Source organism: Natrinema salsiterrestre (assembly GCF_029502005.1).
Lineage (GTDB): Archaea > Halobacteriota > Halobacteria > Halobacteriales > Natrialbaceae > Natrinema > Natrinema salsiterrestre.
This window is the reverse complement of sequence record NZ_JAMQOT010000012.1, coordinates 13492-38116: the sequence shown is the minus strand read 5'-3', so window position 1 is coordinate 38116 and position 24625 is coordinate 13492. Positions and strand designations below refer to the sequence as shown.

Below are 24625 nucleotides of genomic sequence, written 5' to 3'. Positions count from 1 at the left end.
CATCGTCACCCCGTCCAAGGAGGAGACAATTCAAGAGCCAGGTCACCGTAGCAAGAGGTATGAACGAAGAGTCTCCATTCGATGCAATCCGCGAATTCGAGTTCGACGGCACCTCCTACAAGATGGCCGACCTCACAGTCCTCGAAGAGGAGAGTCTCTGTGAACTTGATCAGCTCCCCGTCAGCATCCGAGTGCTGCTTGAATCCGTCCTCCGGAACGCCGACGGAGAAACCATCACCGCCGAGGACGTTCAGAACGTCGCGTCATGGCAACCTGACGTGCCGGATGTCGAACTCCCGTTCACACCCTCGCGGGTCGTTCTTCAGGACCTCACCGGTGTCCCTGCCGTCGTCGACCTCGCTGCGCTCCGCTCAGCGGTTGACCGGAAAGGCAAGGATCCCGCGATCGTCGAGCCAGAGATTCCAATTGACCTCGTAATCGACCACAGCGTCCAGGTCGACTATTTCGGCTCCGAGGATGCCTACGAGAAGAACGTCGAACTGGAGTACGAGCGCAACGGCGAGCGGTATCGAGCGCTCAAGTGGGCTCAGCAGGCCTTCGACGACTTCCGCGTCGTCCCGCCGGGAACGGGAATCGTCCACCAAGTAAACCTCGAATATCTCGGCCAAGTGGTCCACGCTCGTGAGCGTGACGGCGAGAACTGGCTGCTTCCGGACACGCTCGTCGGCACGGACAGCCACACGCCGATGATCGGCGGCATCGGCGTCGTCGGTTGGGGCGTCGGCGGCATCGAAGCCGAGGCCGCCATGCTCGGCCAGCCCATCACGATGAAGCTTCCCGAGGTGGTCGGCGTTCGACTTACTGGCGAACTCCCGGAGGGAGCGACCGCGACCGACCTCGTCCTCCACGTCACCGAGCAGCTCCGAGAGGTGGGTGTGGTCGACCGCTTCGTCGAGTTCTTCGGCCCCGGCGTGGCAAACCTCACGGTCCCTGACCGGGCGACCATCGCGAACATGGCTCCCGAGCAGGGCTCGACCATCTCGATGTTCGGCGTCGACGAAGCGACGCTCGACTACCTCGAACTCACGGGCCGCGACGAGAAACACATCGAACTCGTTCGCGAGTACCTCGACGCCCAGGGGCTGTTCGGCGAACAGAATCCTGAGTACACGGAGACGGTCGAACTCGACCTCTCGACGATCACGCCGAGTCTCGCCGGCCCGAAACGCCCCCAGGATCGTGTCCCGATGGACGATATGAAGACCCACTTCCGGGGGCTGGTCCACGGCGAGTTCGAGGACGAACTCGACGACGTCGACGAGGACGCACTCACCCGCTGGCTGGGCGAGAGCAGCGTCGCCGCCGACCGCCCCGACGCCGACCTCCCGGAACCGGACGTGGGCGAACTAAACGACACGGTCGACGTCGACCTCGACGGCGAGACGACCGAAATCAGGCATGGGAGCGTCGTCGTCAGCGCCATCACCAGCTGTACGAACACGTCGAACCCCTCGGTGATGCTCGCCGCAGGCCTGCTCGCCCGCAACGCCGTCGAGTGCGGCCTGGATGTCCCCGAGTACGTCAAGACTAGTCTCGCGCCCGGGAGCCGCGTCGTCACCGAATACCTCGAAGCCTCGGGATTACTGCCGTATCTCGAAGACCTCGGCTACAACGTCGTCGGCTACGGCTGTACGACCTGCATCGGGAACGCCGGGCCACTCCCCGAACCCATCGAGCGCGCCATCGACGCCGAGGACCTCTGGACGGCGAGCGTCCTCTCGGGCAATCGGAACTTCGAGGCGCGCATCCACCCGAAGGTCAGAGCGAACTACCTCGCCAGTCCGCCGCTGGTGGTCGCTTACGGGCTGGCCGGTCGGATGGACATCGACCTCGAAACGGACCCACTCGGGACGGACGATAACGGGGACCCGGTCTACCTCGCCGACATCTGGCCGGACGCCGACGAAATCCACACGGCGATCCATGAGAGCGTGGACGCTTCGATGTTCGAGGAGAAGTACGCCGAAGTGTTCGAGGGTGACGAACGGTGGGAGGCACTCGACGCGCCGACCGGTGACGTCTACGAGTGGGACGATTCTTCGACGTACATCCGCGAGCCGCCCTTTTTCAAGGACTTCCCGCTGGAGGAGCCCGGTGTCAGCGACATCGCCGACGCTCGCACCCTGATGCTGCTCGGGGACACCGTCACCACCGACCACATCAGCCCGGCCGGACCGTTCTCTCGGGAGCAGCCCGCCGGCGAGTGGCTCGTCGACCAGGGTGTCGAACCTCACGAGTTCAACACCTACGGTGCCCGCCGGGGCAACCACGAGGTGATGATGCGCGGCACCTTCGCCAACGTTCGCATCGAGAACGAGATGCTCGACGACGTCGAGGGCGGCTACACGATTCACCAGCCGACGGGCGAGCAGACGACCGTCTTCGAGGCGAGCCGCCGCTATCGGGAAGATGATACGCCGCTGGTGGTGTTCGCCGGCGAAGAACTCGGCACCGGGTCGAGCCGCGATTGGGCCGCAAAAGGGACTGACCTCTTGGGCGTTCGCGCAACCATCGCGGAGAGCTACGAGCGCATCTTCCGTGACAACCTCGTCGGCATGGGTGTCCTCCCGCTGCAGTTCGCTGACGGTGACTCGTGGGAATCCCTCGGTCTCGACGGGTCGGCGCGGATTGAGATTCGTGGATTGGACGACGGCCTAGACGTGAACGACGAGTTGACCGTCGTCGCAGAGCGGGACGACGGCTCGAGAGTCGAGTTCCCGGTCACGGCACAAGTTGGGACGCCCGCAGCCGTTCGATACGTTGAGAACGGCGGAATCCTGCATCTAGTACTCCGCCGACTGCTCACCGAGGACTAATAAGGGGCAACTATCCTGAGTGACAAATGGTATTAGAGACAACTACTTCACGATCTGAAAGTTTCCGCTCTCGCTCACAGCAGTCGTCTGAACCGTTACCGCGAATCCAACGCGTGGCAGTACTCGGTGGGGCAGTCGGCGGTCTCGCCGCTGCTGAAGGCTTTTCCAAGCGAGGTTTCGAAGTAGACCTTTTCGAACGTCAGTCGTACGACGACAAACGAGTCAACTGTGGGGAAGCGATGACGGCCGTCTCGAAGATTCCACTCCGTTCGATGTCGGCGAATGGGTTCGTCAATGCTCTTCCGGAGTTACGTGTGGATATCTACGACGGAACGACATCCAGCAGACAGCACACCGGGAGTGGGAGATTCCCGGCCTCCGATACGTACATCACCGACCGAAACATCGTTGAACGACGATGGTCCGAACGCCTCGCTGAAAAGGGCGTTTCGATTCACGAAAACCACCAGATCACGAAGGCGGAGTTCCGGACGTTGGCCGATAAATACGACCTCTTGGTCGACGCGACTGGCCAACCGTCGATTACCAGCAAAGTTCGAGGGAGAACGGACGAGTACGCGGGTCGGATGATCGCCCTCAATGCTGACGTGGAGGGCGACTTTTCAGATCTCTACCCGAATAGCCAGATCGTTCTTGAGGGCTATACCGGGTACGCGTGGGCGTTCTCGAAATCGCCCGAGCGGGCAAACGTCGGCATCGGGTGGACTGAGAGCGAACGCCCAGCCGATTACATAGCCGCATTTGAGGCGGCGTGTGAACGAAACGGCTGGCCGATACCATCTCGGAGTCAGACGAATATCGCTATCATCCCCGAAGGACCGAGTCTCGATCCTGCGCTGACCTATCTACCTGAGTGGCCCGTCGTTCGTGTCGGGGATGCGGCTGGACTCGCGAATCGGCTGACCGGGAAGGGGATCTCGCAAGCAATTCAGTCGTCGTATCTCGCAGCCAAGTTGACGGCGGAGGGAAGCCTTCAGGAGTATCCAGACCGACTCTATCGGACGATGAAAGGGGAGTACCTGCTCGCCCGGATTATGCGGCACCTCGTCGAGACGCGTCAGATGACCGTTCTCGGTGATGCCGTCCAAGTGGTGTCTGGAATCGACATCGAAGACATCGATCGATCCCCACGGGCGGTTCTTCGTCGCTTCTTGGGGCATCCACGGGTGGCTGCTCGGATCTTCTCCAACCCGGCTGTAATCAAGCAGACGTATGCCGCCGTCACAGACGCCTGGGAATACGATACTATTCAGCCAGTATGACGGTATCGGAGAGATCACCCCGAAAAGGGCTCTCTATTCCGGTATGGCGAGATCCCAACGCGATTTTATAACACCTTCCCGGGAATTAGCACGATATGGCATCTCAAGAAGTTCAATTAGAAAGTACGATCGGGGGGTTCACCGCAAGCGGTCGACTACACACGTTGAGTGTCTGGTTTATCTTTGCGCTTCGGTTGATGATGGGACTGGCGTTCTTCCAGAGTGGTCTCGACAAGGTCCTCTCGGGAAGTTTTAGTGCCGGTGGATATCTCACCGGGGCCGTTCCGAATAGCGGGAGTCCACTCGCTGATCTGTTCGTCGCGATGGGGAACACGCCGTGGTTTGTTGACTTCGTGAACGTTGCAGTACCGTGGGGAGAGCTGCTTATCGGCCTCGGGTTGTTGTTCGGTGCCCTCACTCGGCTCGCTGCGTTCTGGGGGGCATTTATGATGCTCATGTTCTATTTCGGCAACTGGGATGTCACACATGGCTACATCAACGGTGATTTCGCGTACATGCTCGTGTTCCTCTCAGTCGCCGCGTTCGGTGCGGGACGGATACTCGGCCTTACGCGTACATTGAACAGTACGAGGTTGGTGGAGTGCCGCTTGTCGAACGGCATCCCTGGACTCAGTATCTACTCGGGTAAGTAAGCGTGTCATCAATAGATACCACTATTACGAATCCCGGTGCTTGGGGCCTCGCGATTATCTTCATTGTCGTCGTTTCTTGGTTCTTCTATCGGTACTTCGCTCCTGACAGCTGGCGGGAGTGGGTCGGCGCAGGAGTGGTACAGGCGTTCATCATCGCATTATATGCGGAGATGTACGGGTTTCCACTGACGATCTATCTGCTGGTCCGGTTTTTCGGTCTGGACCGCGAGTACGTCAGTACCAATCTCTGGTCTACACTGATCGGGTTTGGCGAAACGGGTATGTTCGTATCAATGCTCCTCGGCTACGCTGTGGCGTTTGTCGGCATCGGCCTGTTTGCTCAGGGATGGCGACAAGTCTATCGTGCCCGACAGGACGACCGACTGGTCACAGACGGGCTTTACAGGTACGTCCGCCATCCACAATACACCGGTCTGTTCATCGCTCTGTTTGGCGAGGGCATCATTCACTGGCCGACAATCTTCTCTGTCGCTCTATTTCCGTTCGTCGTTGTGATTTTTACGTGGCTTGCACGGAGAGAAGAGCGTGATATGATCGATACATTCGGTGAGGACTACCGCACTTATCAGCGCAAAGTGCCGATGTTTATCCCCCGCTGGGAGCAGTGGCGCGATCTCGTGGCTGAGTCTCGTAGCAGCAGTGACGATCTCAAAGACCCATGACTTCGACGAGACCGCTCTGGAATGAATGGTATTCGTATCGAAACTGTGGTTGGGCAGTGGAAGGGAGTCAGGGATTAATTGCCCGACACCGTAGATGTTCCTTGTCTGTGTCGTCGAATTATTGATAGACGAAATTCAGATTGTGAACTACGTGAGCAGGTAGATACCCGTCAGTCCGTCATTGCCGCATGTCTCTCGTCACCGCGTTCCCCACCAGCCACCGAATCCTGTTTGTGGAGCCAGTAGAGGAACGCGAAGAACGCCGTCGCGAGGACGTTCAACACGAGCTTGTAGTTGAGCTCGATGGACACTTCGGCGATCTGCGCGGAGGCTCGTGAGGGGATGAGGCCCAGGCCCAGGAACAGGAAGTGGACCACGAACCCGGCGATAACGGCGGTGACGAAGATCATCAGACTGAGTACCGCCGCGAAGGTCGTCCCGTAGTACTCGTCGTAGGCTTTCATGATCGGCGGGACGATGAGGTCCGCGAAGATGTACGAGAGCACCGACCCGAAGGGGAGCCCGCGCGTCCAGAGGACGGTCCCGAACGGGACGTTCCCGACCGAACAGACGAAGGTGACGACGCCGATGATCGCACCCAGCGCGGCCGTCCAGAGGACGTACACCGGCAAACCGAATACGGCGCCAGAGAAGACGCTCGTCCAGACGGCTTCGGGAATGAACCCGGCAATGAGGCCGGCGAAAATGAACCCGATAGCGATCTCGTCCCACAGCATCGCCCACTCCTTCCACTGTTTGTCCGCGAGCGATTTCCACCCGGACCACGAGGTCGCCTTCTCCGGAATCGACGTGTTCGCTTCCTCCGGGTCGAAGGAGTCCTTGCAGGACTGCGAGCAGAAGTAATACGTCTGGCCCTCGTGCTCGATGGAGTAGTCGGTTTCCTCAGGATCGACCTCCATTCCACAGACCGGGTCTTGGACAGTGATGCCCTCGTCGTCGGTGACGTTCTCGCGTGCTTCATCGAGAATCTTGTCGGGGACGACGTAGACGAAGCCAACCGACATCAGGCCGATGAGGAGCAGGCCACCGACCACGTCGGCCAGCAGGAACTCCCAGCCCAGCAGCAGCCAGATGACGATGCCGATCTCGATGACAAGGTTCGTCGAGGCGAACTGGAACGCCGCCAGCGCCGCCGCAGCCGACGCCCCCTTCTTGTAGAGGTTCTTCGCCGTGGCGATGGCCGAGTACGAACACGACGAGGAGACGAACCCGAAGAACGTGGCGAGGCCGATGGAGCGAGGCCCGTGTCCCTCGAGCAGCTCCGAAATCTGCTGGGTCGAGACCCACGCCTCGACGCCGCCGGCGATGGCGAACCCGATGACGAGCGCCCACCAGGTGATCCACGCCATCGCGGCGGTCGTCGTCGCGGCCTGCCTCGTGCTCTCCACGACGAACGTCCCGAGCGGTTTTGTCGTCGTGACGATGCCGATGGCGACGGTGATTACGGCGATAACCGAGAGGATCGCGTAATCTGATCTGTCCATTGTCTTGGTGGCCTACATCTAGGGGCTGCTCTCCTAATGCGGTTGTGGCTACATCTGTGGGATATATCGTTTGTGAGCCTTTGGATACCAGCATCACAACCCTAGCAGAATTTAGAATCAAGGGGTATGCCACTTCGGGTGCGGAGTAATTGACTTGTGGCTGGCTGGGGAGGATAGTCGTATGCTTACGTCCTACAGCGAACTTCTCGTGACGGGTATCATTCTCGCGAGCACCGCGTACACGGTGAGCAAAACGCCCGCTATCTGGCACCAGTACGAGGGAATATATGGGTACCTACTCGTTGGCATACCGCTCGTTGGGTTACTGTTCGGGATCGCCCATCTCGGGATGCTCACGCCGCTTCCGCATGGTCTGCTCGCTGCAGTGGAAACCGGTGCTCTCCTTAGTCTCGTGGCCGTACTCGGCGCACTCGGATATATTCACCCGCGACTTGGGTATTCTGGAGGAGAATCCCGATGACTACGCTCCTCTTCTCGTTACTCTCGGCAGTCGTCGCTAGTGGGCTTGCGTCCCTTTGTTACATCCTGCTCTACGGGGACACTGTGTTGGTGATTCAGCGGCCGTTCTTTTTCAGAATCGGCGTTGGAGCGCTCTGTGCTGCCGTCCTCGGGGCGAGTGCGGTAGTGGTCGGGTGGGTTCCGACACATCTTCTTCACGCTATCTTCGCAGTATCAATCGCTGCGGCGGTCCGGACAGTCCATAACGGTCTCCATCCGGACACTGAAGCGTGGTTCTACTCGCTCTTCCGAACTTGAGCATCGAGGCAGACGATTTCTACTTCTCGGGCTGAGGTGGTTTGGATTCGTAACGACAAGAAGCCTAAAGATGGCATCCCAACGGAGAGACGATGAGCGAGAAGCTGGGCCGTCTCGGTGCAGTCTCGATTGCGCTCGGTGGTATGATCGGAGGTGGGATCTTCGCCGTACTTGGCGTCGTTGCGGAAATGTCGGGGCCTGCGGCGTGGCTCGCCTTTACCGGCGGCGGTGTCGTCGCGTTCTGCGCTGGCTACTCGTACGTTCGTCTCCAGCGGCTTGGCGACGTGTCCGGCGGCTCGGTCAGTTTCTTACAGGAGTTCGGTGAGTCGACGACGGTCGCTGGGATGGTCGGGTGGACGCTTCTGTTTGGCTATATCGGGTCGATGGGGATGTACGCGTTCGCATTCGGTAGTTTCGCGACGAAACTTCTCGGCGTCGAAACAGCCCTCGGGGTTCCACTCCGCCCCGTCGTGTCGGTTCTCAGCGTCCTGGGGTTTGTACTGCTGAACGTCCTCGGCGCCCGGGCGAGTGGCGTGACCGAGGTGCTCCTCGTCGCGGCAAAGGTCGGGATTCTCCTCATTTTCGGTGTGTGGGGGTTCTATTTTGGAGCGCGGACAGGACAGCTGACGACCGGGTTCTCCTCCGTCGCGACGGGCGGGTTGCTCATGTCCGCCGCCCTCTCGTTCGTCGCCTTTCAGGGCTGGCAGCTACTCTTTTACGACGAGGGAAGTCTTCGGAACGCCCGGACGACCATCCCGCAGGCGATCTACCTCTCAATTCCCGCGTCTCTCGGGCTGTACGTCCTCGTAGCAGTCGTCACGACGGGTCTACTTCAGCCCGAAACGATCGCCGCGAACCCCGAGGTGTCACTCGCCATCGCGGCCGAACCGTTCATGGGGCAGATGGGGTTCATCCTCATTTCCGTGGCGGCGCTGTTCTCGACTGGGAGCGCGATCAACGCCACGCTGTTCTCGGCGGCCCACTTTGCGACGGGAATGCTTGAAGACGACCTACTTCCCGACCGGATCGGAGATGCCGATGCCGACGGTGCTCCGACGCGAACACTTCTCATCTTGGGCCTGATAACGGCCGCGTTCACCGCCTACGGTAGTCTTCAGGGAATCACGTCGTTCGCGTCGCTTGCCTTCATCACCGTCTTTGGGTCGATGAGTTTCCTCGCGTTCAGGCATCGAGCGGGGCTTCGAACAGGTATCCTCCCCGCCGTCGGCGTGGTGGGTGCAGTACTGTTCTTCCCGTCGTTAGTGTACCACCTCGCCGTGATGGAACCCGCCGTCTTTAGTGTGGTTCTCGTTGTGACGGTTGTCCTCCTGGGACTGGAAATCCTCTACTTCGAGCGCGAGACTATTCGCTCCGAAATCGATGGCGTGTGATGCTGACGGGGCAGCAGTGCGTGAACGGTTTACGTAACCTGGACAGTATTGTCGAGTGTGCTCTTTTGGGTCCACGCTGCAGTCGCGTATCTCGTTTACCGAGGCATTTTTGGTGGCCCTACTGACCGATGTGACGATGTCCCGATCATCGCCCTGTTCGGAGGTGCGTTGCTCCCGGATCTCGTCGACAAACCACTCGCGTTTGTACTTCCATCGCTCCCGAGTCGGTCGGTCGCGCACTCAGTGTTCGCCGCGGCACTCGTCGTCCTGATTGTCTTCTACGTCACGAAACACAGAGACCGGTGGGAGGTCGGCGCGGCGTACGCGCTCGGATATGGATCACACCTCGCTGCGGACCTCGTGGATTACCTGTTCGTCCCCGAGGAGACGCTACTGTTTCTGTTTTGGCCGGTCGTAACTGACTATCACCACGTCGAGACGATCGGAGATCTGCTCGCGCTGTTGTCTCCGACCCCGTATGTACTCGGGCAAACCGTCGTCACGGTACTGGGGCTCTGGCTATGGATAGCTGATGGAATGCCGGGATACCCATCGACCCACCGTCAGTGATCGGGTGAGGTCGACTCTCGTGGTCATTCGACGATGACACGTCTGACCATCCCGCTTTCCTCGTGTGGCAGGCAGAAATACTGGTACGTCCCCGTGACGTCGAACGTGTAACTGTAGGTTTCGCCCCGTTCGAGAAACCCTCTCGCTGACGTACTCAACCGGACAGCCTGCTCGGACTCGTAGCCGCCGCTTGCGAAGTACGACGCCTCGTCGGGAATCCCTTCTTCGTATGCCGATGCGGTATGGGGGACTCCACTCTCGTTCACCCAGGTGACCTGCTGACCGGGGTCGATTGCGACTTCGCCCGGATCGAATCGGAGGTCGCCCGTCATCGTGACCGTCGGACCCGACGGGCCGCTACCTCCGAGACAGCCAGCAATCGCGGTTGCCCCGACTGCTAGCACACTCCGGCTCCGGCGAAGTACCGACCGTCGTGAATAGCCGTTCATCGGCGCACCCCTCGTGCGGAGGACTCCTCAGTTGTTTCGAGCTTCTTCACCCGTGTCGCTAGTGCGAGAAACGCCGCGGCGAGCGTCAGCGTCACGGCCGCGGCCGCTGCGAGGTCGTGCGCTCGCACCGAGTGATCGAGTGCGCCGTTGACGAGTTCGGCCCGCAGGAACGTGTGGTGAAACTCCCCGACGAGCGGCGCGAAGTAGTCCACGATGTCGTTGAGGCCGTACCAGACGGTGGTGACGGCGACCGCACCGACCGTGAACTCGGCGTAGCGATAGATCAGGAACGACTGGAGGCTCATCGCGAGATGGCTTACGATGAGGAACCAGTAGAGCCAGGGTTCGATACCGCCCGGTCCGTTGAGAACCAGCTGGACGAACGGCGTCCAGAGACCGAGTTTGATGTTGCCGAAGAAGGCGAGCATATGGAGCCACTCGACGTCGTAATCCAGTTTCCACGCGGCGAGACTGAGCGCGACGAACAGCGTCGCGGCGGGGCTGTCGGGGACGAACGGCCACATCACTATCGGGGTTTGGGCCAGCTGGAAGCGGTAGTACCAGAACCCGAACGCAGTCCCGGCCAGATTTATCGCGACGATGACCCACGCGTACCGAAGTGCGAAGTCCTCGACGCGCCGGGGGAGTGGGGCAAGGTAGCTGGGCAGTCGATTCGTGGTCGCTGTAGGTGCGGATGTCATTCGTCTCGCCGAATTACATCCCTGTGCTGTCGTTTCGTCGGTTCGTCATAATCACGCCGCTGATCAACATCAGGACTGCGAGCGCGACCATTCCGAGGTCCCAGCCCATCCCGGCAGTCATCGACGACCCCATGCCGCCGCTCATCCCGCCGTTCATACCGGACCCCATCCCGCTACCCATTCCCCAGTTCACACTCCCGGTGACGCCGACCAGCGCCTGGTTGAGCAACATCACGAGCGAGTAGCCGATCATCAGGGGACCACTCGCGTTCCCGAGCCGATCCGCATAGGGCGTCAGCAGAACGACGCCGTGGACGACCACGACGACGCCGAGGAGCGCCATGAGGAGCCCGCTGTTCGAGCCCATCATCCCGGTGCCACCTGTCGCGGAGAGCAGCGAGTAGACTCCCGAGACGAGTGCGATTGCCGCGCCGTACTGTCGTGTCGTACCGTTTGTGTTCATCGTCTCCATTGTCAGACTCCGAGCATCATCCGAAGCGATCCACGGACGCCCATCGGGAGCCCAATCGCTCCGATGAAGAACGTCATGAGCCACCACCAGGTGTGGTTCATTTCGTCTTTCGCGTCCGCGAGGTACCACACGATACCGCCGGTCACGAGGAGTTTGAGGACGAACGTCGACCCCGAGAAGCCGGTCGCCTGGTACACGAGATTCGTCACGACCAGCTTGGGTGAATAGCCGAGGAACGTGACGCCGATGAGATTCTGCGCCGCATCCCACATCTGGCCGAAGACGGCCAGCAGGAACAACGGGTGTCGAAGGTGTGCGACATCGACGAGACTCGCTCCCCAGTAGTAGAGCGCGGTCACACCGAGGGCGATCCCCGTCGTCGCGACCGGCACCCACACGCGGAGTGGAGCCGACGTCGAGAGCCCGTGCCAGAGCGCCCACCCGACGGCACCGATCGCCCAGACCGTTCCAACGAGACCGACTATCGACGGGATGGACCCGATATTCCGGTTACGCGCGAGTGCGCCGACGCCGAGTGAGAGGACGGTGACGGCGGTGACGACGAAGTAGATCGACGGCGTGATGAACAGCACGGCGTAGTCACCGAGCAGGCCGATATCCTCGAGGGCGCGCATCGCTCCGCCAGCAACGATGATTGGCGCGAACCCGTACGCGAGTCGAGCGTCGTACGTGACATTGAGGGAGTCGAGATACGCTCGGAGCCCGGGGAGACTGTACACGACGGCCGCGAGGTACGTCACCGTGTTCACGGCGTTGTATCCGCGGACGGCCCGTATTCCCTCGTGCGTGACTGGCTGGCCGGCAGCGTCAGCGACGACCGGGCCCCAGAGATACTGCCAGACGAATCGGTCGTAGACGAGCGTCGGGAATGCGAGGAGTGCTGCACCGACGAGGACGACCGGGGCGAGCAGATACAGGACCCACCACTCCCGAGTTCCAGTGGCGGGGAGGGCGGATTCGACGCGGCGAGTGACGGTGCTCACGACTCGCTCACCTCCAGTCGCCACGTCGTGCTCTTCGAGCGTCCCCACTGTTCGAGCGACACGTCGGTGAGGTCGTCCTGGAGCTGGCTCAGATACTGTGCGACGGCTTTCGGCGATCCGTCGAGGTCGCTAGCGATATCCCGAGCCCGAAGGTACGTGGGCTCAGTATCGGCCGTCTCGACGAGGTACGCGTGCACCTTGCGGCGGGAAATAGAGGACATGGATCAAGTGGCTTTGGTATTCAGCGCAGCTTCCCGAGCAGTTTGTAGTCGTGATCGGGGGTGTACCGTCGGAACAGCAGGCTGTTCGACAGCACCGACACGCTGGAGAACGCCATCGCACCGGCAGCGAGCACCGGTTGGAGTAGGCCCAGCGACGCCAGCGGGATCATCGCGGTGTTGTACCCGAGCGCCCAGACGAGGTTCTGCTTGATCTTCGCGAGCGTCGCGTCCGAGATGCGGATGGCCTTCACGACGTCGAGGGGGTCGTCGCGCATCAGCGTCACGTCCGCCGCCTCAATGGCCACGTCCGTCCCCGAGCCGATGGCGGTCCCCACGTACGCGACGGCGAGGGCGGGCGCATCGTTGACGCCGTCGCCCACCATCATCGCCTTCCGGCCTTCGTCCTGAATGCTCTCGACGGCATCGGATTTGTCCTCGGGGAGAACCCCCGCGCGGACGTTCTCGGGAGCGATGCCGACCTGCTCGGCGACCGCGCGGGCGGTCCGCTCGTTGTCGCCGGTGATCATCATCACGTCGACACCACGTTCTTGGAGCTGACTTATAGCGTCCTTCGCGCTCTCTTTGATTGTGTCGGCATCGGCGACCACACCCACGAGTTCGCCCTCGTAGGCGACGAGCATTGCCGTCTTCCCCTCGTTCTCGAGGCGCTCCATCGTGTCCTGCGCGGGCGAGGGGTCGATCCCGTTGTCACGGAGGAGCTTCCGATTCCCGACCAGGACCTCACTGTTGCCGACAGTCGCTCTGATGCCGTGGCCGGGGACGTTCTCGAAGTGGTCCGGGTCGCTCACGTCGATCCCCCGCTCTTCGGCGCCGTCGACAATGGCACGGGCGAGCGGGTGTTCGCTCGCATGTTCGGCCGTGGCCGCGAGCCGAAGGACATCTTCCTCACCGAGACGGTCACGAGCGGTCAGTTGGCCACCATCTGCAGCAGTATCGCCGCCATCCGTGAGAGGCTGTCCGTCACCGTCGAACACGACGATGTCGGTGAGCTCCATTTCGCCTTTCGTCAACGTCCCTGTCTTGTCGAAGACGACCGTGTCGACGTCCTTCGCGCGTTCGAGGATGTCACCGCCCTTGAACAGGACGCCGTTCTGTGCACCGATAGTCGTCCCGACCATCGTCGCGGCAGGCGTCGCAAGGCCCAGCGCACAGGGACAGGCGATCAGTACGGCCGACGCGAACACGATGATCGAGAACTCGAAGACGGTGACGGTCCCTCCAGCGATTGCAGGTCCACCTGCCACGGCACCCCACAGCGGGAGCCACTCGACGAAGCTCGCGAGCGCTCCGGGGAACAGGTACCAGACGACACCCCAGAGAACGGCGTTGGCGATGACTGCCGGCACGAAATACGCCGAGATGCGGTCGGCGAGGTTCTGGATGTCGGGCTGGCGCGACTGGGCGTCCTTGACCGTCTGAACGATCTGCTGAAGCGCCGTGTCCTTCCCGACCTTCGTCGCCTCCACGACGAGCACGCCGTTCTCGTTGATAGTCGAGCCGACGACCTCGTCACCCTCGCTCTTCTCGACGGGGACAGACTCGCCGGTGACCATCGACTCGTCGACCGCTGACTGGCCATCGACGACGACCCCGTCGGTCGGGATCTGCTCGCCAGGCCGAACCTTCATCCGATCGCCGACCTCGACGTCCTCAAGTGGGATCTCCTCCTCGTTGCCGGCCTCATCGACGACGGTGGCGGTCTCGGCCTCCATCTCCAGCAGCTTGCGGAGCGCCTCGCCGGCTTGGCCCTTCGAGCGGGCTTCAAGGTAGTTCCCGAGGGTGATGAACACGAGGATGAGCGCGGCGGTGTCGAAGTACAGGCCGCCCGCGATGAGCCCTGAGAGGACTGCGACAGAGTAGACGTACGCAGTGGTCGAGCCCAGCGCGATCAGGACGTCCATGTTGGCGCGCTTGTTGTTCACCAGCGCATTGTACGAGTTCTTGTAGAACGGCCAACCGAGCACCAGCTGGACGGGCGTCGCCAGCAGGAACTCTGCCCAGCCGAACTCGATTCCGAGAATGGTCTCCGGGAGGACGCCACCGCCGAGGAGGAACTTCTCGGCGAGGAAAAAGAGGAGAGGTGCCGACAGCACCGCACCAAACAGGGTCAGTCGAAGCTGCTTACGGATTTCAGCCTGTCGCGCGGCGTCGCGCGCGTCCTCGCCAGAGTCGCTGTCGTCGCCGTCCTCTCGGACGGGCGAGTAGCCCGCGCTCTCGATGGCATCGTAGAGTGCATCCAGCGACGTGTCCGCGGGGTTGTACCGGACCTGGGCTTCGTCGGTGGCGAAGTTCGCCTCGGCCGCGATGACACCGGGTGTGTTCTCTAGGGCAGTCTCATTGGTCTGTACACAGTTGGCACAGGTCATATCGGAGATGCCGATGGTCACTGTGTCAGACACCGCACCATACCCGGCATCTTCGATCGCCTCGTATATCTCTTCGAGCGATACCTCGTCAGGATCGTACTCGACGGAGCCTTCATCCGTGGCGAAGTTCGCGTTCGCCTCAACGACGCCGTCGAGGGACCCTAGCGCGTCGCCAACTGTCGCCGAACAGTTAGCACAGGTCATCCCTGTGATGTCGAGATGTGCAGTTCGCGTTCCCATTCTTGTCCTATACTACGTAGTCCTTCCTTAGTGCAGTTACTGTTTCGAGACCAGTGCTTTAGACCAGTATAGAATTTAGATTCAAAGGCCTAGTTCCGTTCCACTACCGAAGGATGCCAATATCGACTCCGCCGATCTGGAGCGGAAATCGCGGCTACAACTAGACTCCGTCTTCGAGACGTTGATACTGGTCTTCGAAGCGGCCACGGCACGACGGACAACAGAAGTGATAGATGTCTCCGTCGATTCGAGCGGATTCGCCCTCGCTATCGACCGTATTTCCACACTCGGCGCACGTGATTGCGAACTCGGTGCGGTCGAGTGAGGGTGTCCATTCGAGGTCGTCGACGAGCGTCACCGAGTACTCCGTTGATGGCGCGTCTTCGAGGAGACCCTCGACCCACCGGCGAACGTTCTGTCCTTCCGCACGACCGTAGAACCATATTTTCCCCTCGGCAGTGACGAAGAGGTGTTCGATACCATCCGCGTCGTGGAGCCGGCTTCGAAGTGACTCGATGGCAGCGGTATCGTTTTCGAGCTGGACGAACACCGGAACGCCAGCTCGCAGTTGTGCGCGATTCACGTCGACGGTGAAGCCGTTGATGATGTCGGCCTCCTCTAACCGTTTCACGCGGTCTGATACGGCTGGCCCCGAGAGATCCACCTCCTCACCGATGCTGCTGAACGGGCGTCGCGCGTCCTCTGCTAGTAGCGAGAGGATCTCCATGTCTGTCTCGTCTAAATCACGCATATCTCCCCATTGAACCCCCGAACCACAATATTGTTTCCCAGCGCCAAGATTTGAATGCCATCCCACTTCCAAGATAGACTTTGGATTCGAAGCAGAAACTGACAAAGATTCCCCTCCCGTATGTACCAGTGTATGACGCAGACCATCACTGTCGAAGGAATGACCTGCGGTCACTGTGAACAGACAGTCGAAGACGCGCTTCGAGAAGTGAGCGGCGTGACCGACGCGACTGCCGATCGCGAGGCCAAACAGGCGAGCGTCGATGGCGATGCTGACGTCACGTCACTCGTTCAAGCCGTCGAGGACGCTGGATACACCGCCCACGCCTGAGAACCGCCGGAACGCACGTCCACAAGTGCCCCGCCGTTCTCGTTCGACACCGGCCCTCTTGACGGTACCGCGCCGTATCAGGGTCTGGACAGCATAATAAGGGACGGCACCAATACCCACGCCATGAGCAACAATCCAGACCACGAGACATCCGAAAATCCCTCTAAAGAGGGGCACCCCTCGCATCAATCCGAAGGACCCGTCTACTGTTGTCGAATTTGCCGATTGAAAGCAGAGTCGGAACCACGAGCATCAGCCCACGCGTCATCCGAGCCGGAGTCCAAACTCCCGAAGGACGACACTCACACTGCGGCAGACGCCACCACGGAGTCCGAATCCACGGACGAACACGCACATAACGACCACGAAGCCGAACACCCGCACCGCCACGCTGCGGCCGAGCACGCTCACTCTACAGAAGCAGAGCACGTACACGACGAGCACGACCATGGTGGTAACGCCCACGAGAAGGGACACGGGGGTGGAAACGGGGATCACAGCGATCACACGGATCACTCGGGCCACGAGGCGATGTTTCGGCGGCGGTTCTGGGTGTCGCTCGTCCTCTCGATTCCGGTCATCGTCTTCAGCGAATTCATTCAGGACGTCTTCGGCTATACGGCCCCTACGTTCCCCGGGAGTACGTGGATAACGCCGGTACTTGCGGTCGTGATCTTCGCGTACGGTGGCGTGCCCTTCCTCTCGATGGCCCGGACGGAACTGAAAAACCGCGAGCCGGGGATGATGATGCTCATCTCGCTGGCGATATCGGTGGCGTTCGTCTACTCGATCGCGAGTCTGTTTCTCGAAGGGACGACACCGTTTTTCTGGGAACTCGTCACGCTGATCGACATCATGCTGCTGGGCCACTGGGTGGAGATGCGGTCGGTCCGGGCGGCCTCGGGGGCGCTGGACGAACTCGCGAAGCTCATGCCCGATACCGCCGAGCGTATCACCGAGAGTGGAGATACCGAGGAAGTGCCCGTCTCCGAACTCGGCGAGGACGACGTCGTGCTCGTTCGCCCGGGCGCGAGCGTGCCTGCCGACGGCGAAGTCGTCGAGGGCGAGTCGTCCGTTGACGAGTCGATGATTACCGGCGAATCCAGACCAGTTGGGAAGGAGCCCGGATCAGAGGTGGTCGCCGGGACGGTCAACCAGGACGGGAGTCTCCGCGTCAAAATCACGAAGACCGGCGACGAGACGACGCTGGCGGGCATCATGCGACTGGTCGACGAGGCCCAGCAGTCCAAATCTCGAACCCAGTTGCTCGCCGACAAGGCAGCTGGCTGGCTGTTCTATATTGCACTCGGCGTCGCGGCGATTACTGCCGTCGCGTGGGTCGTCGCGGTCGGGTACAACATCACCGTCCTCGAGCGCGTCGTGACGGTCCTGGTCATCGCGTGTCCCCACGCACTTGGACTTGCCGTCCCGCTCGTGGTCGCGATCAACACTTCCACGGCTGCCCAAAACGGGATGCTCATCCGCGACCGCATCGCCATGGAGGAATCTCGAAATCTGGACACGGTGATGTTTGACAAGACCGGGACCCTCACGAAGGGCGAACAGGGCGTCGTCGGTGTTGAGACGGCAGGCGACTGGACTGAAGAGCGAGCATTCGAAGTCGCCGCTGGTGTCGAGGGTGACTCCGAGCATATGATCGCTCGCGCCATCCGAGACGCCGCCGAGGAACGGGATATCCAGCGAGCGAAGGTTTCGAACTTTGAGAATTTCCGCGGTCTCGGCGTCAGAGCCACTGTGGACGGCGAGACGGTTCATATCGGTGGACCGAACCTGATTGAGAAATTCGGTATCGAGCGGTCCAACGAAATCGCTGCCTTCGCGGAGGAAGCTGGCTCGAACGCAGAGACGGTTATCTACCTGGTTCACGACGAATCCGAAGTTGTCGCAGCATTCGCGCTGGCGGACGTTATTCGGGAAGAAAGCCGGCAGGCCATCGAGGCGCTACACGCGATGGATATCGAGGTGGCGATGCTGACCGGTGACTCGGAGGACGTCGCACGGGCTGTCTCGGAGGAACTCGGCATCGACCAGTACTTCGCGGAGGTACTCCCCGACGAAAAGGACACGAAAGTCGAAGCGCTCCAGTCCGAGGGGAAACTGGTCGCGATGGTCGGCGACGGCGTCAACGACGCGCCGGCGCTCACGCGAGCAGATGTCGGTATTGCCATCGGTTCAGGGACCGACGTCGCCATCGAGTCGGGCGATATCATCCTCGTCGACAACAATCCCCTGGATGTCGTCCGTCTCATCAAGCTCTCGAAGGCGAGCTACCGGAAGATGCAGGAGAATCTGGTCTGGGCGACCGGCTACAACGTCTTCGCGCTCCCACTCGCTGCCGGAGTCCTCGCGCCTATCGGTATCCTGCTGTCGCCGGCGATCGGCGCGGTGTTCATGTCTCTCTCGACAATCATCGTCGCTATCAACGCCCGTCGTCTCCGCAGCGCCGATATTTCCGTGCCCGACATTGGTGCGTGATCCCTATGGCACTCCAGGCGACACAGACATTGTTCAGCGTCAGTCTCCTATCCGGGGGACTCCTACTGGGTGGCCTCCTTGCCACCATCGTCAGTCCGACATTCCGGTTCTGGCCGCACGGGACGCGGAACTGGACGTTCTGGGTCAGCTGGACAGCCTGGACGCTATACGTCGTGGGTCTGGTCGGCATTGCATACCTCGACTGGTGGCACTGGTACGAACCACCGGTGGTGGTGCAACTCGTCAGTGTGCTTGTTTTCGTAGCAGGCACAGCGCTGTCTATCTGGGCGATGTGGACACTCGGATTCTGGGAGAGCAGTGGTCTCGAAGGCCACCTTCAAACTGAGGGACCGTATCGCTTCTCTCGCAATCCACAGTACGTGGGGTTCATCACCATGCTCGCCAGCGGAGGCCTCCTCGCAGGTTCGATTCAAACGGTCATTCTCGCTATCGGTGGAATCGTGTGGTTCCTGCTCGCACCACTCGCCGAAGAGCCGTGGCTCCGCGAGCAGTACGGGGGCGAATACGAGTCATACTGCGAGGCGGTTCCACGATTCCTTGGTAAACCCAGTAGACGTGCAGCGCAGACACATTCAGAGCAGTCCGAGAGTGATTCTCAATGACTGGATCCGCGACACAACCGATTGAGGTCGGCGGCCGAACCATCTCACCCGGAGAGAAGCGCCAGTTCCGCTATTCGGTGGGAACAAGTTTCCACGGCGACCCGATCGACATTCCGGTCACGGTCGTCAACGGAGAGAATGATGGCCCGGCGATGTTCCTCAGTGCTGCCGTGCACGGCGACGAACTGAACGGCATCAAGATCGTCCAAGAGGTCGCAGAAACCTACGGTCCCCCGGACATCCACGGGGCACTCGTCTGCCTCCACGTACTGAACGTCCCGGGATTCATGGCCCAACAGCGCTACATCCCGATCTATGACGAGGACCTCAACCGGTCGTTCCCCGGGAATCCACAGGGAACGATGGCGAAACGTCTCGCCCATACTATCTTCGAGGAATTCGTCTCGAAGTGCGACCTAGGGCTGGATTTCCACACCTCGACGCGCAACAGGACGACGATGTATCACGTTCGGGCAGATATGCGCGACTCTGACGTCGAACGCATCGCCCGTGCATTCGGAACGAGCGTGATTCTCGACGGTGAAGGCTCAAACGGGACGCTCCGAAAGGCAGCATCGAAGACGGGGGTTCCGACCGTAACTGTGGAGATGGGGCGCGCCCACCGGTTCCAATCGACGCATCTCGAACGCGCCCTTCACTGCGTGGCGAGTGTCCTCGCTGAACACGAGGTTCTGCCAGACCGGCCGGTCTCTTGGCCTGGGTGGACGCGTGTGGTCGCACGCGACGGTGAGAAGACGTGGCTTCGTGCTGCCACCGGCGGACTCGTCGATATGAAGTGGGGCCCACAGCCGCTCGTCGAGGACGGGGAGCAGCTGTTCACTATCTCCGATCACTTCAAAGATGAGGTCGAAGTCGTTCGTGCACCGTCAACTGGCCTCGTCGTCGGTGTACTCGAGAACGCAGTCGCGTACCCGGGGCATCCGCTGTGTCACTTCGTGAGCGTCGACGAAACGACCGCAGACATCATCCGGGACGACATCGAGCGGGGTGAGTTCGATGTCTACCGTGAGGGTGGTTTCCAGCGGCCGGAATATGGTGAGAGCGGTGAGTATGAAGGACGAGATCCGCTCTCTTGACGGGCCAGCGTCTGCTGACAGGCTCTTCATCGGTTCGAAGAGCCCCCCATAATTGCCTACTGGATCGTTCTTCGGCCAATAACCGTTCCAAGTTCTAATTCGTACGGTATGATGGTCGGCTTTTATCGAACATCGTCGAGATCACCTCAGCAAGATCGTGCCCTCTCAACTACAGACTCGCCGGGTACCAGTGTGTAAAATGTACAGATCTGCTAGGTGATGCCCGGTATAGTAACGCTCACCCCAACTTTTTCGCGACCTATTGCGCGTTTTCAACCGCTTTCCTTACGTCAACCCAGACTTCATCAGGAGACTGTTTTCCGTCGACACGTTCCAGTTGACCTCGTTCTTCGTAGTATTCAATAACTGGTTCAGTGGTCTCACGAAATACACGTAGACGTTCACGGACTGTCTCCTCGGTATCGTCATCCCGCTGCTCAAGTCGTCTTTCAACTTCAGGATCTTCAGGCGGACTATATTTTATATGATAAGTGTCCCCTGTTTTTGGGTCTATACGGCGACCCGTGAGTCGTTGAACAAGTTCCTCCTCGTCTACGTCAAGATATAGAATAACGTCAACGTCGGTCATATTATTGAGTTCCTCAGCCTGTTCTACGTTGCGGGGATACCCATCCAGAACAAAGCCATTGACTTGCGATAGAGCCTCTTTAACGAGCAGAGTGACAACCTCGTCCGGAACAAGCTCACCTTGATCCATATATGTGCGCGGGACATCATACTCTGATTCAAATTCTGAAATATCCCTGTCCTTATTTGCCCGAAGGAGCTCCCCGGTAGTGATATGCTTTACATTAAACTCCTCAGAAGCCTTTCTACTCTGCGTCCCCTTTCCTGCGCCTGGTCCACCGAGGATTAGAATCCGTGGTTCGGCCATGTCTCTCTTTTGATGTCAGTCACGAAAAAGACACGTATCGAGAGTCTCAGATGCGGAGGTTACTTTCTCTGGGACTCTGACCGGATGATCCCGGAGAGATTGTCCATCTGTGCGGAGACATGGGCAGCTTCTCCCGCGAGGTGAGTGATGAGATCGTCAAGGGTGACGATCCCCACAACTGAGCCATCTTCGACAACGGGAACATGGCGGGCAGCCGCCTCGTTCATTTGTCGCAGTACCCTCGGTACCTCCGCCTCAGGCGTTACGGTGAGGGGGTCGGAGGTCATCACATCTCCGGCGGTTATGTTGGATTCGCTCTGATCCGTTGCGAGAACGTTGAACTCACTATCTGGCGTGAGGAGCGCGCCAATCAAATCTCGATCTGTAATGATGCCCACGAGCTGGTCGTTTTCTTCCACAACGACGTAGCGGGCACATTTGGTTTGCGCGACCATCGTTTGGGCGACCTCTGCTACCGACGTATCCGGAATAACGCGACCAACTGACTCGTCGGCGATACTCCCAACACGTAGTGTGAGATCGGATCGATTCTGTTCCATACTGGGGGATTGGTTAGAGAGACTAAATAATATGGCGGCAGTTCCTCACTTCATAGAAGCATCTCAGGGAGTTACGGTGCTTGCCTTCGGTAGATAGTAGCACGTTTTGCGCTGCTACTATCCGACTGGTCTCCCGCGTAATGTTGGAACCAAGTGTGGTGAATGTGCGACCGTAGTTACTAGTGGGCAGTCCAGCCTCCGTCGACAGGAATGTTTGTGCCTGTGATGTACGTCGCCTCATCAGAGGCGAGAAACATCGCAATGCCGCCGATCTCCTCGGGTTCGGCCACTCGCTGCATGGGTGTCTCGTCTCGGACGAACTCGTAGAACTGTTCCTGGTCGAGGTAGTCGTCTGTCATCGGCGTTTCAACGAATCCAGGGCAGATACTATTGACACGTATCCCTTCTGTGGCGTAGTCGATGGCGAGCTCTCGTGTGAAATTCACGACACCACCTTTTGCTGCCGAATAGGCAGGTGATCCAGGACCACCAACGAGGCCATAAATCGACGCGACATTAATGATGCACCCCTCACTGTCTTTGAGATACGGGATCGCCGCTCGCGAGCCGTACATAACCCCTGTGAGATTAATTTGAATGACCGTATCCCACTCTTCGAGCGACATTTCTTCGATGGACCCTACTTGGCCAATTCCAGCGTTGTTTACGATTGCGTCAAGCTGTCCGTATTCGTCAACCGTACTGTTGACGAGGGTCTCTACCTGCTCATACTCCGTGACGTCACATTGGTGGAATTCACAGCCGAGTTCTTCGGCAGTCTCTCGGCCGGTTTCTTCCGTGCGACCTGCGATAACGACTTCGGCTCCGTAATCAATGTACTTCGAAGCAATTGCTTTGCCGATCCCGGTTGCACCACCAGTGATGATCGCAACTTTATCTTTGAGCATATCAGGTACTTCGCATAGACGCCACAAAATAGTTTGAGGCGTCGTGGGGGTACTCCGTATTCGAGATACCAGTTATCGACGCTGTTGCCTTGATGAATGAATGAATAAAATGGTGAAGCCGAGTGCGACGACGATCCCAACAGTAGCAGAGATCTGACTTACGGATAATGCGAGACCACTCGCTACAAATGTTCCTCCTGCGAGGATGGCGTACCCGATCGAACGAGTCTGCCGTCGTTGGCTCTGTGCGATCTCCTGAGGTATCACTGTGCGTTCCTGTTCTCGTGCGTCCAGTTCACGATCCAATTTCGTGGGTAGCCGGAGGAGGGCCCAGAGGGAGGTTTCGATGTCGGACTGAGCTTCGGCGAGTTTCATCCGGGCTGCTCGCTGGAGGAAGCCGTGTTCACGGAGGAACGCCTGCGCAGCTGCGAGGATATTGAACTCGGGATCGAGCTGTCTAAGAACACCTTCACCGATCGATCCCACCCGAATGACTAACATCACGTCTGGCGGGATACGAAACGGAAACTCTCGGAGCATTCCGACGACCACGTCGATTATCTGCTGCCAGTTCACATCACCACTCCCTTCGAGGTCATCGATAACTAACTCGAGAACGTGGCCGACGGCGGCCCTGTCGGCGTCGGGATCGAGTGCACCAAGGGCGACAAGTTCGTCGATGATGGATTCGACATCCCGGTTGACAGCGGCCAGATAGAGGTTGATCACGCTCGCTTGCATCGCCGGCGTGAACCGACCGCTCATCCCGAAGTCGTAGAATACGATGCGGCCATCATCGTCGACAGCGAGATTTCCAGGATGGGGATCGCCGTGGTACACACCGTGATCGAGTCCCATCGTGAAGTAGGCATTCGCCACTCGTCGGGCGACGTTCTCCGGATCGTAGCCCTTCGCTTCGAGTTCCTCGAGGTCAGTAACCTTCGTTCCCTCGGCGTACTCCATGGTGAGGACACGTTCGGAGCAGACGTCACGAAATACGCGTGGGATCGTAACGGTCTCATTCTCGTCGGCAGCGAAATTTTCCCGAATCTCCTCCATCATCTGGGCCTCTCGCTCGAAGTCCAGTTCCTCCAGAATGATGCGCTCAAAGTCGTCCGCCATGTTCCGGAGTGAGAAACTGAACCGATCAGGTGCGAGAAACAGTGCAAGGGGAACGAGGCGACGAATAATGCGCAGATCGGTCTCGATGAGGTCCTTGATTCCGGGGCGTCTTACTTTCACGACCACCTGTTTTCCCTGATAGGTCGCCCGATAGACCTGTGCTAGCGATCCGCCGGCGATGGGTTCGGGATCGAAGTCGTCGTACGAGTGATACCCGACGTCTTCGGCGAGAGCCGGAATCATCTCTCGATACGGACCCGCCGGGATCGCATCTTGGAGCACTGCGAACTCCTCCGCGTACACTTGCGGAACGAGATCTGGGCGCGTCGAGAGAACTTGGCCGATCTTTACGAACGTCGGCCCAAGGTTGAGCATCGCCTCCCGTAGACGGCGGGCACGCTGCTCGTGCTGGTCCCGTGGCACAGTGCGTGACCCACCGACGATCAGAAACCGATGCCGATCACGGAGAAAGCGTAGGATGAACGGGGTGAACGTCCCAAGAATACGAATTAGACGGAGAAGAAATCGAACCATGGGCGTTGTCATAGAGTTCTTCCGACGGCCCTTAATACGTGCCCGTCGACCTACTTCGAAATACCCAATCGGCTTGGAGACGGATCTGTGAACAGAATGCCGAGGGATCCCGTCTGCGGTATGCAACTCAGAGTTG

23 protein-coding genes and 1 pseudogene are annotated in these 24625 nt (G+C 59.7%); 12 read left to right on the top strand and 12 right to left on the bottom strand.

The window, feature by feature from the left end:
* The first annotated feature begins 59 nt into the window (after positions 1-59).
* The 4 genes and pseudogenes from acnA (at position 60) to NDI89_RS21435 (ending at position 5456) form a co-directional block, all read left to right on the top strand.
* Positions 60-2837, top strand: a complete 2778-nt coding sequence (gene acnA, locus NDI89_RS21450) for an aconitate hydratase AcnA (RefSeq protein ID WP_277524701.1) — start codon at positions 60-62, stop codon at positions 2835-2837.
* A gap of 113 nt (positions 2838-2950) precedes the next feature.
* A complete protein-coding gene (locus tag NDI89_RS21445; RefSeq protein ID WP_277524700.1) occupies positions 2951-4120 on the top strand; it encodes an NAD(P)/FAD-dependent oxidoreductase in 1170 nt (389 codons plus the stop codon).
* Positions 4121-4215: 95 nt separating this feature from the next.
* Positions 4216-4769 (top strand): annotated as a pseudogene (locus NDI89_RS21440) (DoxX family membrane protein).
* A gap of 6 nt (positions 4770-4775) precedes the next feature.
* Positions 4776-5456 carry a methyltransferase family protein gene (locus NDI89_RS21435; RefSeq protein ID WP_199519517.1) on the top strand — a complete coding sequence of 227 codons (681 nt, stop codon included), beginning with the start codon at positions 4776-4778 and terminating at the stop codon, positions 5454-5456.
* A 170-nt stretch (positions 5457-5626) separates the two neighbouring features.
* On the opposite strand, the gene NDI89_RS21430 is transcribed toward NDI89_RS21435, so the two are convergent.
* Positions 5627-6961, bottom strand: coding sequence for a permease (locus tag NDI89_RS21430; RefSeq protein WP_277524699.1), 1335 nt, complete (start codon positions 6959-6961; stop codon positions 5627-5629).
* Between the two features lie 181 nt (positions 6962-7142).
* Between NDI89_RS21430 and NDI89_RS21425 the strand changes: the two genes are divergently transcribed.
* From NDI89_RS21425 to NDI89_RS21410, 4 genes are all read left to right on the top strand, one after another.
* On the top strand, positions 7143-7442 hold the full coding sequence (locus NDI89_RS21425; RefSeq protein ID WP_277524698.1) for a hypothetical protein: 300 nt from the start codon (positions 7143-7145) through the stop codon (positions 7440-7442).
* Positions 7439-7738, top strand: coding sequence for a hypothetical protein (locus NDI89_RS21420; RefSeq protein WP_115819521.1), 300 nt, complete (start codon positions 7439-7441; stop codon positions 7736-7738). Before NDI89_RS21425 ends, NDI89_RS21420 begins: the two co-directional genes overlap by 4 nt.
* Before the next feature lie 92 nt (positions 7739-7830).
* A complete protein-coding gene (locus tag NDI89_RS21415) occupies positions 7831-9129 on the top strand; it encodes an APC family permease (RefSeq protein WP_277524697.1) in 1299 nt (432 codons plus the stop codon).
* A 57-nt stretch (positions 9130-9186) separates the two neighbouring features.
* Positions 9187-9699, top strand: coding sequence for a metal-dependent hydrolase (locus NDI89_RS21410; RefSeq protein WP_277524696.1), 513 nt, complete (start codon positions 9187-9189; stop codon positions 9697-9699).
* Between the two features lie 23 nt (positions 9700-9722).
* Here the strand turns inward: NDI89_RS21410 and NDI89_RS21405 are convergent, their stop codons facing one another.
* The 7 genes from NDI89_RS21405 to NDI89_RS21375 form a co-directional block, all read right to left on the bottom strand.
* A complete protein-coding gene (locus tag NDI89_RS21405) occupies positions 9723-10031 on the bottom strand; it encodes a plastocyanin/azurin family copper-binding protein (protein ID WP_277524695.1) in 309 nt (102 codons plus the stop codon).
* Between the two features lie 113 nt (positions 10032-10144).
* Entirely contained in the window at positions 10145-10849 is a 705-nt protein-coding gene (locus NDI89_RS21400) for a DUF1405 domain-containing protein (protein WP_115819517.1), read from the bottom strand.
* Between the two features lie 13 nt (positions 10850-10862).
* Positions 10863-11321 carry a hypothetical protein gene (locus tag NDI89_RS21395; protein ID WP_115819516.1) on the bottom strand — a complete coding sequence of 153 codons (459 nt, stop codon included), beginning with the start codon at positions 11319-11321 and terminating at the stop codon, positions 10863-10865.
* Between the two features lie 2 nt (positions 11322-11323).
* Positions 11324-12325 (bottom strand): DUF63 family protein, encoded by a 1002-nt coding sequence (locus NDI89_RS21390; protein ID WP_277524694.1) that lies wholly within the window; start codon positions 12323-12325, stop codon positions 11324-11326.
* Positions 12322-12546 (bottom strand): DUF7123 family protein, encoded by a 225-nt coding sequence (locus NDI89_RS21385; protein ID WP_220619845.1) that lies wholly within the window; start codon positions 12544-12546, stop codon positions 12322-12324. Before NDI89_RS21385 ends, NDI89_RS21390 begins: the two co-directional genes overlap by 4 nt.
* A 20-nt stretch (positions 12547-12566) precedes the next feature.
* Positions 12567-15173 carry a heavy metal translocating P-type ATPase gene (locus tag NDI89_RS21380; protein ID WP_277524693.1) on the bottom strand — a complete coding sequence of 869 codons (2607 nt, stop codon included), beginning with the start codon at positions 15171-15173 and terminating at the stop codon, positions 12567-12569.
* A 160-nt stretch (positions 15174-15333) separates the two neighbouring features.
* The gene (locus NDI89_RS21375; protein WP_277524692.1) at positions 15334-15924 is read right to left on the bottom strand and encodes an AsnC family transcriptional regulator; all 591 of its coding nucleotides are present in this window, start codon (positions 15922-15924) and stop codon (positions 15334-15336) included.
* Positions 15925-16056: 132 nt separating this feature from the next.
* On the opposite strand from NDI89_RS21375, the gene NDI89_RS21370 reads away from it, so the two are divergent.
* The 4 genes from NDI89_RS21370 to NDI89_RS21350 all read left to right on the top strand — a co-directional run bounded on the left by NDI89_RS21370 (position 16057) and on the right by NDI89_RS21350 (position 20470).
* Positions 16057-16254 carry a heavy-metal-associated domain-containing protein gene (locus tag NDI89_RS21370; RefSeq protein WP_115819795.1) on the top strand — a complete coding sequence of 66 codons (198 nt, stop codon included), beginning with the start codon at positions 16057-16059 and terminating at the stop codon, positions 16252-16254.
* 123 nt (positions 16255-16377) lie between these two features.
* Positions 16378-18750 (top strand): copper-translocating P-type ATPase, encoded by a 2373-nt coding sequence (locus tag NDI89_RS21360; RefSeq protein WP_425607773.1) that lies wholly within the window; start codon positions 16378-16380, stop codon positions 18748-18750.
* 5 nt (positions 18751-18755) lie between these two features.
* The gene (locus tag NDI89_RS21355; protein ID WP_092893792.1) at positions 18756-19373 is read left to right on the top strand and encodes a methyltransferase family protein; all 618 of its coding nucleotides are present in this window, start codon (positions 18756-18758) and stop codon (positions 19371-19373) included.
* Complete coding sequence (locus tag NDI89_RS21350) at positions 19370-20470, top strand: succinylglutamate desuccinylase/aspartoacylase family protein (RefSeq protein WP_058365807.1); 1101 nt, start codon at positions 19370-19372, stop codon at positions 20468-20470. The genes NDI89_RS21355 and NDI89_RS21350 overlap by 4 nt, the downstream gene beginning before the upstream one ends.
* 259 nt (positions 20471-20729) lie before the next feature.
* Here NDI89_RS21350 and NDI89_RS21345 read toward each other — a convergent pair whose 3' ends face one another.
* The 4 genes from NDI89_RS21345 to NDI89_RS21330 all read right to left on the bottom strand — a co-directional run bounded on the left by NDI89_RS21345 (position 20730) and on the right by NDI89_RS21330 (position 24615).
* On the bottom strand, positions 20730-21365 hold the full coding sequence (locus NDI89_RS21345; protein ID WP_080508370.1) for an adenylate kinase: 636 nt from the start codon (positions 21363-21365) through the stop codon (positions 20730-20732).
* Positions 21366-21424: 59 nt separating this feature from the next.
* Positions 21425-21925, bottom strand: a complete 501-nt coding sequence (locus NDI89_RS21340) for a CBS domain-containing protein (RefSeq protein ID WP_058365806.1) — start codon at positions 21923-21925, stop codon at positions 21425-21427.
* 179 nt (positions 21926-22104) lie between these two features.
* Positions 22105-22833, bottom strand: a complete 729-nt coding sequence (budC, locus tag NDI89_RS21335; RefSeq protein WP_119713009.1) for a meso-2,3-butanediol dehydrogenase — start codon at positions 22831-22833, stop codon at positions 22105-22107.
* 72 nt (positions 22834-22905) lie between these two features.
* Positions 22906-24615, bottom strand: a complete 1710-nt coding sequence (locus tag NDI89_RS21330) for an ABC1 kinase family protein (RefSeq protein WP_277524687.1) — start codon at positions 24613-24615, stop codon at positions 22906-22908.
* Positions 24616-24625 lie beyond the last annotated feature (10 nt).